This is a genomic window from Amycolatopsis sp. NPDC051061 (genome assembly GCF_040682935.1).
Taxonomy (GTDB): Bacteria; Actinomycetota; Actinomycetes; order Mycobacteriales; family Pseudonocardiaceae; genus Amycolatopsis.
The window spans coordinates 54986-67042 of record NZ_JBFBBZ010000024.1 but is presented as its reverse complement, the minus strand read 5'-3'; the positions used below and the strand labels follow the sequence as shown (position 1 = coordinate 67042).

Genomic DNA, 12057 nt, shown 5'->3' with positions numbered 1-12057 from the left:
CTCATCATGACCGCCGTGAACACCGTCCTCGTCGTCGGCGCCGGCCTCGCCGGGACCAGCACCGCGATCCTGCTCGCCTCCCGCGGCGTCGCGGTCGACCTCGTCGAGATCACCGCGGGGGTGGGAGGCGTGGGCTCGGGCATCACCTTGCAGGGCAACGCCTTGCGGGTGCTGCGCGACCTCGGCGTCTGGGCCGCGGTGCGGGCCGAGGGCTACTGCTTCGACAGCCTCGGCCTGCGCGCACCGGACCCCGCCGGGACGCTGCTGGCCGAGATCCCCGACGCCCGCACCGGCGGCCCGGACCTGCCCGCGACCGTCGGCATGCCCCGGCCCGCGCTGGCGCGCATCCTCGTCGACCGGGCCCGCGAGGCGGGCGCGAAGGTCCACTTCGGACGGTCGGTGACCGAGCTGACCGAGCACGGCGCCGTGACCTTCTCCGACGGCTCGACCGGCCGCTACGACGTGGTCGTCGGCGCCGACGGGATCCGCTCGGCCACGCGCGGGCTGCTCGGCATCGACGCGCGGACCCGCGCGACGGGTATGGGGATCTGGCGCGCGTTCGGCCCGCGCCCGGCGTTGGTCACGCGGACCGACCTTTACTACGGCGGCCCGTCCTACATCGCCGGTTACTGCCCCACCGGCGAAGACTCGCTTTACGCCTACGTCGTCGAAGCGGCCCAGAACCGCGGTTTCCTGACGCCCGATGAACGGCTGGCGACCCTGCGGAAACTCGCGTCGGCCTACCACGGCCCGTGGGACGAGATCCGCGAGACGCTCGTCGACCCCGCCCGCGTGAACTACACGTGGTTCGAGACGCACGTGCTGCCACCGCCGTGGCACCGCGGCCGCGTCGTGCTCATCGGCGACGCCGCGCACGCGTGCCCGCCGACCCTGGCCCAGGGCGGGGCGCAGGCCCTCGAAGACGCGGCGGTCCTCGCCGAACTCCTGCTCGCGGCCGACGCGCTCGACGACGAACTGTGGACGGCGTTCACCGAGCGGCGGTACGCCCGCGCCAAGGCCGTTGTCGACGCGTCGAACCAGCTCGGCCAGTGGCTGCTCGACGGCGAACGCGGCGACGTCCCCGGCCTGATGCGCGAGATCGCCACCTTGGTCACCCCGACCGCCTGAGAGGAATCCATGATCACCCACCTGCGGCACATCGACCTCGCTGTTCCGGACCTGGCCCGGCAGCAAGACTTCTTCACCAACGCCTGGGGCCTGTCCACCGAGCACACCGACACCGGGATCGCGTTCCTCGCCGCCGAAGGCTCGCCGGAGCAGTACGTCGTCCGGCTCCGCGAGGCAGCCGACAAACGAATCGACCTCATCGCCTTCGGTGTGGCGTCACCCTCCGATGTGGACACTCTCGCCGAAAGGCTCGGCGTCGCGGGCGTCACGTTGGTCTCCGAGCCCGGCGCGCTGAAGACCCCAGGCGGTGGCTACGGGTTCCGGTTCTTCGACAACGAAGGACGGACCGTGGAGATCAGCGCCGACGTCGCCGTGCGGCAGCACCGCAAGATCGAGGAGGGCGAACCCGTCCCGGTGCGGCTGTCCCACGTCGTCCTCAACTCCGCGAACCCCGAAGAAACCCGCGCCTTCTACGAGAAGCACCTCGGCTTCCGGCTCTCGGACATCCTGATGCACCCCCGGATGGGCGAGATGATGTGGTTCCTGCGGATCAACTCCTGGCACCACAGCCTCGCGATCGCGCGCGGCCCGCACCCGTCGCTGCACCACGCGTCCTTCGAGCTGCGCGGGATCGACGAGTACATGCGCGGCACCGGGAAGCTGCTGCGCGCGGGCGTCGAGAAGATCTGGGGACCGGGCCGGCACCTGGCCGGCAACAACACATTCTCCTACTTCCTCGACCCGCACGGCAACACCGTCGAGTACACGACGGAGCTGGAGCTGGTCGACGAAGACGCCTGGCACCCGCACCTGTACGACTTCAGCGACCCCGCGGTGAGCGACCAGTGGGGCACGGCGAACGCGATGGACGAGTTCGTCGCGCGCAAGTCGTTCAACAACCCCGACCGGGGCCTGTTCCTCGCCCCGCCGGTCTGAGCCATGCGGTTCGCCACCTACCTCCACGACGGAGTGACCCGGGCCGGCGTCGTCGGTGACGACGGCCTGCACGCGCTGCCCGACGGCTCGACTGTCCTCGGGCTCATCCGGAAAGGGCTGCCCACCGCGCTGGCGCTGGGCACCTACGCGATGCGTTCGCCCGCGGTGCCGCTGGACGCCGTCCGGCTGTTGCCGCCCCTGAACCCGCCGACCGTGCGCGATTTCGTGGCGTTCGAGGAGCACGTCGAAGGAATCGCGGGCGGCGTGGTTCCGGAATGGTACGAGGCTCCGACGTTCTACTTCACCAATCCGTACGCGCTCGTCGGCGCGCACGACGACGTGCCGGTGCCGCCGGGCTCGCAGGCGTTCGACTTCGAACTCGAGGTGGCGGCGGTGATCGGCCACGACGGCGCGTCGCTCACCCCGGCCGAGGCGCGTGACGCGATCTTCGGGTACACGATCCTCAACGACTGGTCCGCGCGGGATCTCCAGCGTCGCGAGATGAAGGTCAACCTGGGCCCCGCCAAGGGCAAGGACTCCGCGACGACCCTGGGGCCGTGGCTGGTCACCGCCGACGAGCTGGAACCGTTCCGTGACGCCGAGGGATTCCTGGCGCTGACGATGCGGGTGTTGGTTAACGGGGCCGAAGTGGGCCATGACCTGCTGTCCAACATGGGCTGGCCGTTCGAGGAACTGGTCTCCTACGCCTCGCGAGGCACGTGGGTCCGCATCGGCGACGTGCTCGGTTCGGGGACCTGCGGCAACGGCGGCTGCCTGGCCGAGCTGTGGGGCCGCGGGCGGGACGTTCCGCCGTTGGGTCCCGGCGACGTCGTCGAGATGACCGTCGAGGGGCTCGGCACGATCCGCAACACCGTCGTCGCGGGTGTGGATCTGCCGCCCGTCGCCGCGGCACGTCCGCGGAAGCGGGCGCGGTGACCGGCCGGGTCGCGGGAAAGGTCGTGGTGGTCACCGGCGCCGGTCGGGGACAAGGCGCCGCGGAGGCGCGTTTGCTGGCTGCCGAGGGCGCGGAGGTCATCGGCGTCGACCTGACCGAGGAGCCGGCCGAGGACCTGCCTGGCGTCGAGTACGTCCGGCTCGACGTCACCGATCCCGCCGGGTGGGCGGCGCTGGCGCGGAACCGGGAGCGGATCGACGGGCTCGTCGCCAACGCCGGGATCACTTGGCGAGCACGGTTGCCCGAGGTGGCGCCGGAGGACCTGGCGCGCGTCCACGACGTCAACGTCGGCGGGACGGTGCGGGCGATCCAGGCCGTGCTGCCGCGGATGCCCGCCGGTGGTTCCATCGTCGTCGTCGGGTCCGTGGCCGCGCTGACCGGCCACTACCCGGCGGCGTACACGGCGAGCAAGTGGGCGCTGCGCGGGCTGGCGAAGACGGCGTGCACCGAACTCGGGCCGCGCGGCATCCGCGTCAACACCGTGCACCCCGGCTACATCGAGACCCCGATGACCGCGTCCGCGGCCCCCGCGTTCCGTGCGGCCAACATCGCCGAGACGCCGCTGGGCCGCACCGGAACCACGGCCGAGGTCGCGCCGCTGGTCGTGTTCCTGCTCAGCGACGACGCGTCGTTCATCACCGGCGCCGAGATCCCCGTCGACGGTGGCTTGACCGCTCACGGCGGTGTCAAGTCCCTCGCCGACGCACTCTCCTGAAAGGACAGTCCGTGTTCGAGTACTTCCCCGGCAACTACGTCTGGAACCTGGGTGTTGTCGCGACGCTCAACAGCGGCGGCCTCATCGACGAGGTCGACCGGGCCTGCCGTCCGATCAAGGAGGCCGCCCAGCGCGGCGAAGACGCCGGCACAGCCGACTTCCTCCGCGCCTGGACCGAGCTGACCGACCAGCTCGAAGCCCAGGCCGAGGAGGCGGCCAAGGCGGGGCACACGCGCACGGCGAAGCAGCTCTACGCCCGCGCCACCAACTACCTCTGCCAGGCCGAGCGCATGCAGAGCGCGTCCGCCCCGGGCCGGCTCGACACCTACCGCCGCGTCCTCGAGCTGCAGGAGAAGGCCTTCGTGACGGTCACCCGCGTCGAAGTCCCCTACGAAGGCACCACGTTGCCCGCCTACTTCAGCAGTGCGGGGAGCCGGGCGCCGGTGATGATCATGTGGAACGGGCTGGACTCCACCAAGGAGCACATGTACTCGTCCCGGCACTGGGCGGAGCTGGCCGCGCGCGGGATCTCGTGCCTGATGGTCGACTGCCCGGGTTCGGGCGAGGCGCTGCGCCTGCAGGGCCTCACCGCGCGCGTCGACACCGAAGCCTGGGCCACGGCCTGCGTCGACTACCTCGAGACCCGCGACGACGTCGACCCGGCCCGCATCGGCTTGGTCGGCTGGTCGTTGGGCGGCTACTTCGCCCCGCGCGCGGCGGCGTTCGAGAAACGGCTCGCGCTGGTGGTTGCGTGGGGCGCGAACCACGACTGGGGCGCGGTGCAGCGCCGCCGTCTCCAGCGAGAGGGCGAGCGGCCGGTGCCGCACTACTGGGAGCACGTCCGGTGGGTGTGGGGCCAGGACGACCTCGACGAGTTCATCGAGTTCGCCGCCGACGTGCACCTCGACGGCGTCGTCGAGAAGATCACCGTGCCGTTCCTCGTCTGCCACGGCGAGAACGACCGCCAGATCCCCCTCGAGTACGCGCACCGCTCGTACGACCAGGCGACGGCGAGCCCGAACCGGAAGCTGCGGATCTTCACCGCGGCGGAGGGCGGGGCCGAGCACATCGGCATCGACCACCTCTCCCACACCAGTGTCTACGTCGCCGACTGGGTAGCCGACACGTTCCGCACAACGTGAACGCGAAGGAGGGGCCGTCCACATCGGACGGCCTCTCCTTCGTGCGCCGCGTCAGAGCGACGCGAGATCTGCCTGTGTACAACCATGGAGCACTTTCGTGGCCAGCTCTTCCAGTCGTGCCGCGGCCTCGGGCGCGACGCAGGTGCCGTTCCGGTCGAACAACCGCGCCGAACTTGTGGTGAGGGTGACGCCCAACGGGGTGGGCCAGCCGCGCATGGCGTACGTCACTGAGCCATTCCGAGCAACCGGGTCGGTTTCCACCGAGTGGCTTTCCGCCGGTTCGATATTGCCTTGCCGCCCCACGGGGGCGGTGTCTACGTTCCGGTGATGCGTTCGCGACTGCTGGCAGTGACCTTCGAAACGGACAACCCGGCTGAACCGGCCCGCTTCTGGGCCGGCTTGCTCGGCCGGGAGGTCATCGAGGACACCGGCGGTGTGCTGCTACCGGGCGGGGACGCCCAGCTCGGCCTGCGGTTCGTACCGGGCCGCGCCGGCCGGCTCGGCGCGAACCGGATGCACCTGCACCTGACCAGCGCCGACCTCGACGACCAGCAGCACACGGTGGCCACGGCGATCAGGCTCGGTGGCCGCCACGTCGACGTCGGGCAGCGACCCGAGGAGGCGCACGTCGTCCTGGCCGACCCGGCAGGCTACGAGTTCTGCGTGATCGAGCCCGGCAACGGCTACCTCGACGGGTGCGGCCCGCTGGGCGAGCTCACCTGTGCCGGCACCCGGCAGGCCGGCCTGTTCTGGAGCACGGCGCTGGGCTGGCCCCTGGTGTGGGACCGGGGCGAGCAGACCGCGATCCAGTCACCGAGCGGCGGCACGAAGGTCGCCTGGGACGCATGGGACGGCACGCCCGTGGCGCCGAAAGCGGAGCCGAACCGGCAGCGCTTCGAGCTGCTCCCGGCGGACGGCGACCAGCGGGCGGCGGTCGACGCGCTGATCTCCCTCGGCGCCGCTCGGCTCGACGCCCGCGACGACGGCACCGTCGTACTGGCGGACCCGGACGGCACCGAGTTCTGCGTGCGGCCGACCGGTCCCGTTCCAGGATCGGGATGGGTCAGTGCGGCTGGGAGAGATCGCCGGGCTTGAAGGCCTTCACCGTGTCGGTGACGGGCTGGTCGAGGTCCGTCTTGTGGGCGACCGGGTAGACCCAGCGCAGCCCGGCTGTGGAACCCGCTCCGATCGACTCGTGCTCGTAGAAGATCTTGCCGTCGCCCTGGTAGCCGGAGACCGTGTAGCCATCGCTGTCGTCGGAGCGGAAGGTCACCCGGCCGCCGTTCCCTTCCACCGAGGCGACCACCTCGGCCAGCCGGTCCGCCGGCCGGCGGCCTCCCGAGTTGGTTCCCCACACCGTCAGCGTCGCGCCGAGACCGGCATCGGTGAACCTCATCCCTTCGCCGTCCTCCGGGACCCACGACGACGCGGTGTAGCCCGGCGGCACCTGCGTGGTGAACCCGAAGCGGGAGTTCGTGTACGTGGTCCCGGCACCAGGCTGCCCCGACGTCGGCGGTGCTGACGAAGAAGCGGCCGGCGCCGTCCGGCCCACCATCGTCAGGAACTTCGGCTGCAGCAGGTCGTCGAGTTCGTCGTACGGAAGCACCACGGGCTCGTTCCCGGCCGCCGAGGCGCAGCCGAGGTCGTACCACAGGATCTCGAACTCCGCCCCGGTCCGGGTGAACCCGAACGTCGCGGCCGGCACGTGGCCGCCGGCGCCACCGGGCTGCTCCGCGGCGTCCATGCCGACCTGCCGCTCCGGAGACCCGACGACCGTGGGCACGGTGCAGAAACCGTTCTTCGTGTGCGGGGTCAGCCGCCGGGTCAGCGTCCGCATGCCGGCGGCCGTCAGGATCTCGGGCCGGAAGACGTCCCCGGGGCCCAGCACCTGCCCCGTGGCGAGGTCGACGGAGAACGCTTCGGGGAACCGCCAGGTGGTGTGCCCCAGGGTGTCCGAGTCGAGATCGTGGTCGTACCGCACGGAAAGCAAGCCCGGTGTCTGCAGCAGGACCCGCGCGGACGAGTGCAGCGCGGCCGTCTCCCCGGCCGCCCGGAACCGCTCGACCAGATCCGGCTGGGCGACCGCGTCCCGCACCGACTTCAGCCGCTTGTCGATCGGTGCCCGCAACGCGTCGTTGATCCGTTGCCGGACCGCGGCGTCCGAACCGCCGGACACCTGCGGGTACTGGAGCTCGTAGCTGATCGGCAGCGCCTGGTCCCGACCGGACAGGGTCTGCACGGCGACCGACAGCGCCGCAGGCGGGGCCGGCGGGTCGTCGCCGGGCGGGAAGATCAACAGTCCGCCGGCGACCAGCCCGCCGACGATCGCGACCGCGATGGCTATCTTGCCCGCCACCGCCGCGGTCACGCCCGTCCCGGTGCCCGCGGCCGTCACGCCGGCCCCGGCGCCGGCCGCTGCGACCGGCGCGGCGGCCGTGCCGGCGGCCGTCAGGAGCGCCAACGGCGTCAACGCCGTCAGCGCCGCGGCCGAGGTGGCCAGCCGCTTCCAGCCGCGCTTCTCCCAGTTCTTCCCGTAGGCCTTGCGGGCGACGGCTTCCAGTTCGGTCACGAAGCCGTCCGCCGTCGCCGGTCGCCACGCCGGGTCCTTCGCCATGCCCCGCGCGATCAGCGGGCGCAGCGCCTCGGGCACCGCCTCCAGCGGCACCGGCGCTCCCCCGTGCAGCGCGCGCAGCTGCTCGCTGGTGTCCGCCTCGAACGGCCGGTGCCCGGTGATGCACTGGTAGAACACGCACGTGGCCGCGTACACGTCGGTGGCGGGCAGGCCGGGCCGGCCGGCCCACTGCTCCGGTGCCATGTAGGCCGGGGAGCCGGCGGTCAGTCCGTTGTGGCCGTCCAAAGTGGCCAGTCCGAAGTCGACCAGCTTCGACTCGCCCTCCCGCGACACCAGCACGTTCCCCGGCTTGTAGTCCCGGTGGACCACGCCGACCGCGTGCGCGTCGGCGAGGCCGAGCAGCGAGCCCTTCAGGATCGCCAGCGCCGCCTCGGGCGCCAAGACGTTCTCCGCCACCAGCAGTGCGCGCAGCGACACGCCGGGCACCGCCTCCATGACCAGCGCGGCGCCCTGCGGCGTCTCGACGAAGTCGAAGAGCCGGACCACATGCGGGCTCCGCACGCCGGACAGCAGCCACGCCTCCCGCCGGAAGCCGTCCGCGATCCGCGCGTCGGCGAGGAATTCCGCGCGCAGGTACTTGATCGCCGCCATCTTCCCCGAGGCCTCGTGCTTGGCCAGCACGACCCGCCCGAAACCGCCGGTGCCGAGCACGTCCACTTCGGCGTACCCGGGCAGGCGCCAGGTGTCGTTCATCCCCGCCGTTTTCCCCTCACTGCGTTCTCCCCGCGGCAAGCCCGAGGCTGCTCTGCCGGTCACCGCCTTGCGTCACCGCCTTCCGGAGCATACGGAAGAAACGCCGGGATTCCCACGCTAAACCGTTCGGCCCGGTCGCGCGTGGAAGGACGGCATCGCCGTGCGCTTTCGCGCCTGAGCGGCACTCAGTCGGTGACGTACCACTTTCCGTTGCGCAGCTCCAGAACGGCGTCGCCCAGGTCGCCGGCGGTGAACGTGGAGCTGGACTTGATCGCCTTGGCGGGGATTTCGACCTTCGTCGCGGACCCGGTGATCCGGGACCGGTCCACTGTGGCGCCCATCAGTGCTTTCCGCTGCGAAGGGGTGAACATCCCGAAGGTGATCGGAAGCGTCTGTTCGCACGGCCCGAAGCCCTCGTCCTCCGCCTTCTTGGCGGCGGGCGCGGCGATTTCGCAGGCCGTGGCGACGTCTTTGCCGCCCACCGCGTGCAGGTAGGTTTCGTACCGCCCGACCGCGTCGTCGGCCGCCTTCTTCGTCGACGGGGCCGCCTGCGTGGTCGTGGCGGGCGGTGCGGAGGATGGCGCGGCCGACGTCGTGGCCGGGGGCGGGGCGGTGCTCGAGGAAACCGGTGCCGCCGAGGTGTCACCCCCACCCGAGCAACCGGCGATCAGCAGGGCGAAGCCGGCGGCGAGCAAGGGCAGTGCGCGAGCGGACATGGAGCGCCTTTCGGGTCGGTGAGAACGGCCGGAGCATAGGGGGGCCGGCGGCCGCCCGGGCGGCGAGACCGGCAAAACACGGGCTGAGAGTAACGCTGCTACCAGGTGAGAGTGACACTTTTGCGTGAATTGCCACGCGAGAGCGCCACGGTCCGCTACCGTCCCTGCCGGGGCTCCGACCGGAGCAATCGAGCGGGGGAAGGTCCACGCACATGCGGCGAACTCTGGTGATCTTGGCCTGTCTGGGGGCCGTGCTCACGGCTGCCGGCTGCGGAACCGACGGCGGCTCGGCCTCGACGCCGAACGGATCGGCGCCCGCCTCGCAGCCGCCGACGTCCGCCGCGCCCGCGGCGAAGACCGCCGACCCGCCCATGTCGTTCGACCAAAGCGTCCCCGTCGGGCTCCCGGCCGGTGCGCTGCGCGCCAACGTGGCGGGCAACGTCACCTCGACGTTCATGACACTGCGCGATCGCACGGGCTACATCGTCACCCCCACCGCGCTGGACGTGGTGGATGTGCTGACCGGACAACAGAAGTGGACCGTTCCGTTCGATCGCCAACCCGGTGATCCGGACAACCAGAGCGGGCCGTTCGTCAACACCACCGGACCGCGCCCGCCGGCGGTCGGCGACAAGCTGGCCATCGCCGCCGTCCCGGTCCTCATCCCGGAGAAGGGCACCACACCCGCCTACATCGCACTGTCGGTGGTCGCGGCGGACCTCGCCAAGGGCACCAAGGCCTGGCAGTCCGAGACCAAGGTCTCCGAGGATCAGTACGCCGATGCCGGCAACGCCGTCACCCAGGTCGTCGCCATCACGGACCAGGCCGTCATCGCCGATTACGGCCGCTCGGACGAGGAGCACGTCACGGTCGCGCTCGACCCCGCCAGCGGCAAAACCCTGTGGGAGCGCAAGGACTACGACGCCGGCAGCGTGTACGGTGACGTCGTCGTCGGCGCCGACTACAACGTCGCCGAGAACTCCTCGATGGTCCAGGCGACCGCGCTCGACCTGGCCACCGGCCGGCAGAAGTGGGTCGGCGCCCAGCAGTCGTCCGCGGTCGTCGTGACCCCCGGCGACCCGGCGCTGGTCGTGCTCACCCGGACCGACTACGGCGACGGCCATTCGTTCCTGCTGTTCCTCGACTCCGCCACCGGTGCGGTGAAGGCCGAAGCCGAGGGGGAGAAGGACTTCGGCTCCTCCTCGTACGGAACCTGCTACTACGACGAGCAGTCCGTGCTCGTCTGCGATGCGCGCGGCGTCCTCACCGCCTACGACGCCAAGACCGCCGCGAAACTCTGGACTCTGCCCGACCAGGCCGCCAACCGGGTGGCTCCCACTATCACCACCGCGTGGCACGGCGCCCTCTACGGCAAGACCGACGGCGGCCGGCCGATCGTGCTGGATGCCAAGTCGGGCCAGGACCTGGCCACCGACGACGTCGGCGTCGTCCCGGCCTTGGTCAGCAAGTACGCCGGCATCGGCGCCGGTGACAGCGGCGCACCCGTGGCATACCCAGTCAAGAAATAAGCTCCTCGGCCTCGGGCGGAGAACGACGCCGGCCGCGATGGATGCGGCCGCCGCTGCGGCGCGGGGACGTCACCCCGCGCCGCAGCGTGGGTCTACGACGAGAACGACCAGAGCTGGCACGTGTTGTTGAGCCACATCCACATCTGCGTCTTCGTGCCGTTGGCGGTGCCGCAGTTCTGGTCGTCGAGGACCATTCCGCTGTTCTCCACCACCAGCTCGTAGCGGCCGTTGCCGGCCGGGATCACCGCCCACTGCTGGCACGTGTTGCCCAGTGACTGCCACAGGTCCGTGGCGGTGCCGAGCGCCAAGCCGCAGTTGACCGCGTCGAGCACCGTGCCCGAGTTGACGTTGGTGATCGTCCACTTGTTGGCGCCGACGCTGGTGAAGCGCCACTGCTGACAAGAATTGTTCAGGTTCGCCCACAGCTGGACCGCGGTGCCGTTGGCGGTGCCGCAGTTGGCCGCGTCGAGCACCTTGCCGGCGGTCAGGTTCGTCAGGCGGTAGCTCGCGCCGCTAACCGGGAACGTGACGCTCTTGCCGTAGCCCACCGAGACGATGTTCGCCTGCACCGAGTTCTCCGTGGCGTCGGACGGATAGCCCGAGGTCATCACGCCCTCGAAGAACGAGCCGACCGAACCGTTGCTGTTGTCGCCGCCGATGCCGAGGATGATCGCGCCCTGCTTGGTCATCGGCCGGTAGCCGCCCTGCGTCGGCAGGGATCCGTTCCACCGGGTCGCGAGGCCGCCGGACTGGGCGTTGCCGTCCTTGATCGCGTACGTCGAGGTGCCGTTGTTCTTGGTCACCGCGGTGACGAACGCGCTCGAACGGCCGGTGTTCGTGGTGTTCGAGCCGTTCCCTCCGGCGAACAGGCCGTTTTCCAGGTCGGCCATGACCTTCGGGGCGGAGCCGCTGCACGGCGAGAACCAGCACAGGGTGCCGAAGTAGATGGCGTCCATGTCACCGTTGCCGGTGTCGTTGTTGCTGGTTTCGGCGTTGCCGTAGTCGAAGCAGCAGCGGTTGTTGACGTGCGTGCCCTCGGTGACCATGTACATGCCCTCGGGTGCGCTGCCGGTGGCGACGCCGTTGGTGCTGTTGTTGCGGTAGCCGTTGCCGGCCGAGATGTAGACGCCGTACACCTTGTGGCCGCCCGCCGTCACCGGCAGGGCCGCGGCGTTCGCGCCCTGGTCGGCGGTGGGGTTGGCGCCGCCGCCGGGGGCGATGGTCAGGTCGTTGTGGCGCGATGTCTGGTCGTAGATCCGCACGATCGTGCAGTACGTGCCCGAGCAGAACGAGTCCTGCGTCGCGGCGTTCGCGTAGCCGCCGGCGCCGAGCACGCCGATGTTGGCGGTGGCGCCGTCGGACCAGCGGCGCACCTGGTAGAGCGACCCGCCGTAGGAGCCGAACAGCGCGCGGGTGGTGCTGTGCGCGGCGACGCAGGGCGTACCGCCGGACGCGTAGATGTCGCACGGCCCGGTGCCGGCGGCCGTGGCCGTGCCCGTCGTGACAGTCAGCGCCGCGCCGGTGAGCAGGACGGCGGCTCCGACCGCGAGCACCTTTCGCCAGCGGTGACGGAGAACCCGAAAACCCATTGCTGTCTCCTTTCGTGTGCCT

11 protein-coding genes are annotated in these 12057 nt (G+C 71.0%); 7 read left to right on the top strand and 4 right to left on the bottom strand.

Annotated features, from left to right (window positions below; all coding sequences use genetic code 11):
• Positions 1-6: 6 nt before the first annotated feature.
• The 5 genes from AB0N03_RS29435 to AB0N03_RS29415 are packed head-to-tail and all read left to right on the top strand — an operon-like array spanning position 7 to position 4876.
• Entirely contained in the window at positions 7-1128 is a 1122-nt protein-coding gene (locus AB0N03_RS29435) for an FAD-dependent monooxygenase (RefSeq protein WP_364378096.1), read from the top strand.
• A gap of 9 nt (positions 1129-1137) precedes the next feature.
• Entirely contained in the window at positions 1138-2064 is a 927-nt protein-coding gene (locus tag AB0N03_RS29430; RefSeq protein ID WP_364378094.1) for a VOC family protein, read from the top strand.
• Between the two features lie 3 nt (positions 2065-2067).
• A complete protein-coding gene (locus AB0N03_RS29425; RefSeq protein WP_364378092.1) occupies positions 2068-3000 on the top strand; it encodes a fumarylacetoacetate hydrolase family protein in 933 nt (310 codons plus the stop codon).
• Positions 2997-3734, top strand: coding sequence for an SDR family NAD(P)-dependent oxidoreductase (locus AB0N03_RS29420; RefSeq protein WP_364378090.1), 738 nt, complete (start codon positions 2997-2999; stop codon positions 3732-3734). The genes AB0N03_RS29425 and AB0N03_RS29420 overlap by 4 nt, the downstream gene beginning before the upstream one ends.
• An 11-nt stretch (positions 3735-3745) precedes the next feature.
• Positions 3746-4876, top strand: coding sequence for an alpha/beta fold hydrolase (locus AB0N03_RS29415; RefSeq protein ID WP_364378088.1), 1131 nt, complete (start codon positions 3746-3748; stop codon positions 4874-4876).
• Positions 4877-4927: 51 nt separating this feature from the next.
• On the opposite strand, the gene AB0N03_RS29410 is transcribed toward AB0N03_RS29415, so the two are convergent.
• Positions 4928-5179, bottom strand: coding sequence for a hypothetical protein (locus AB0N03_RS29410; RefSeq protein WP_364378086.1), 252 nt, complete (start codon positions 5177-5179; stop codon positions 4928-4930).
• 24 nt (positions 5180-5203) lie between these two features.
• Between AB0N03_RS29410 and AB0N03_RS29405 the strand changes: the two genes are divergently transcribed.
• Positions 5204-5971, top strand: a complete 768-nt coding sequence (locus AB0N03_RS29405; RefSeq protein ID WP_364378084.1) for a VOC family protein — start codon at positions 5204-5206, stop codon at positions 5969-5971.
• Here AB0N03_RS29405 and AB0N03_RS29400 read toward each other — a convergent pair.
• Together AB0N03_RS29400 and AB0N03_RS29395 are read right to left on the bottom strand one after the other, a co-directional pair.
• Positions 5940-8201, bottom strand: a complete 2262-nt coding sequence (locus tag AB0N03_RS29400; protein ID WP_364378082.1) for a protein kinase — start codon at positions 8199-8201, stop codon at positions 5940-5942. The genes AB0N03_RS29405 and AB0N03_RS29400 overlap by 32 nt on opposite strands.
• A gap of 185 nt (positions 8202-8386) precedes the next feature.
• The gene (locus AB0N03_RS29395; protein WP_364378080.1) at positions 8387-8917 is read right to left on the bottom strand and encodes a hypothetical protein; all 531 of its coding nucleotides are present in this window, start codon (positions 8915-8917) and stop codon (positions 8387-8389) included.
• 212 nt (positions 8918-9129) lie between these two features.
• Here AB0N03_RS29395 and AB0N03_RS29390 point away from each other — a divergent pair, with 212 nt between their 5' ends.
• Positions 9130-10446 carry a PQQ-binding-like beta-propeller repeat protein gene (locus tag AB0N03_RS29390; protein ID WP_364378078.1) on the top strand — a complete coding sequence of 439 codons (1317 nt, stop codon included), beginning with the start codon at positions 9130-9132 and terminating at the stop codon, positions 10444-10446.
• Positions 10447-10538: 92 nt separating this feature from the next.
• Here the strand turns inward: AB0N03_RS29390 and AB0N03_RS29385 are convergent, their stop codons facing one another.
• Complete coding sequence (locus AB0N03_RS29385) at positions 10539-12035, bottom strand: arabinofuranosidase catalytic domain-containing protein (protein WP_364378076.1); 1497 nt, start codon at positions 12033-12035, stop codon at positions 10539-10541.
• Between the last annotated feature and the right edge of the window lie 22 nt (positions 12036-12057).

Excerpts from the sequence above, each read along its gene's own strand:
- AB0N03_RS29395 (WP_364378080.1), bottom strand. The coding sequence starts at position 8,917 with ATGTCCGCTCGCGCACTGCCCTTGCTCGCCGCCGGCTTCGCCCTGCTG.
- AB0N03_RS29425 (WP_364378092.1), top strand. The coding sequence starts at position 2,068 with ATGCGGTTCGCCACCTACCTCCACGACGGAGTGACCCGGGCCGGCGTC.
- AB0N03_RS29435 (WP_364378096.1), top strand. The coding sequence starts at position 7 with ATGACCGCCGTGAACACCGTCCTCGTCGTCGGCGCCGGCCTCGCCGGG.
- AB0N03_RS29405 (WP_364378084.1), top strand. The coding sequence starts at position 5,204 with ATGCGTTCGCGACTGCTGGCAGTGACCTTCGAAACGGACAACCCGGCT.
- AB0N03_RS29390 (WP_364378078.1), top strand. The coding sequence starts at position 9,130 with ATGCGGCGAACTCTGGTGATCTTGGCCTGTCTGGGGGCCGTGCTCACG.
- AB0N03_RS29385 (WP_364378076.1), bottom strand. The coding sequence starts at position 12,035 with ATGGGTTTTCGGGTTCTCCGTCACCGCTGGCGAAAGGTGCTCGCGGTC.
- AB0N03_RS29400 (WP_364378082.1), bottom strand. The coding sequence starts at position 8,201 with ATGAACGACACCTGGCGCCTGCCCGGGTACGCCGAAGTGGACGTGCTC.
- AB0N03_RS29430 (WP_364378094.1), top strand. The coding sequence starts at position 1,138 with ATGATCACCCACCTGCGGCACATCGACCTCGCTGTTCCGGACCTGGCC.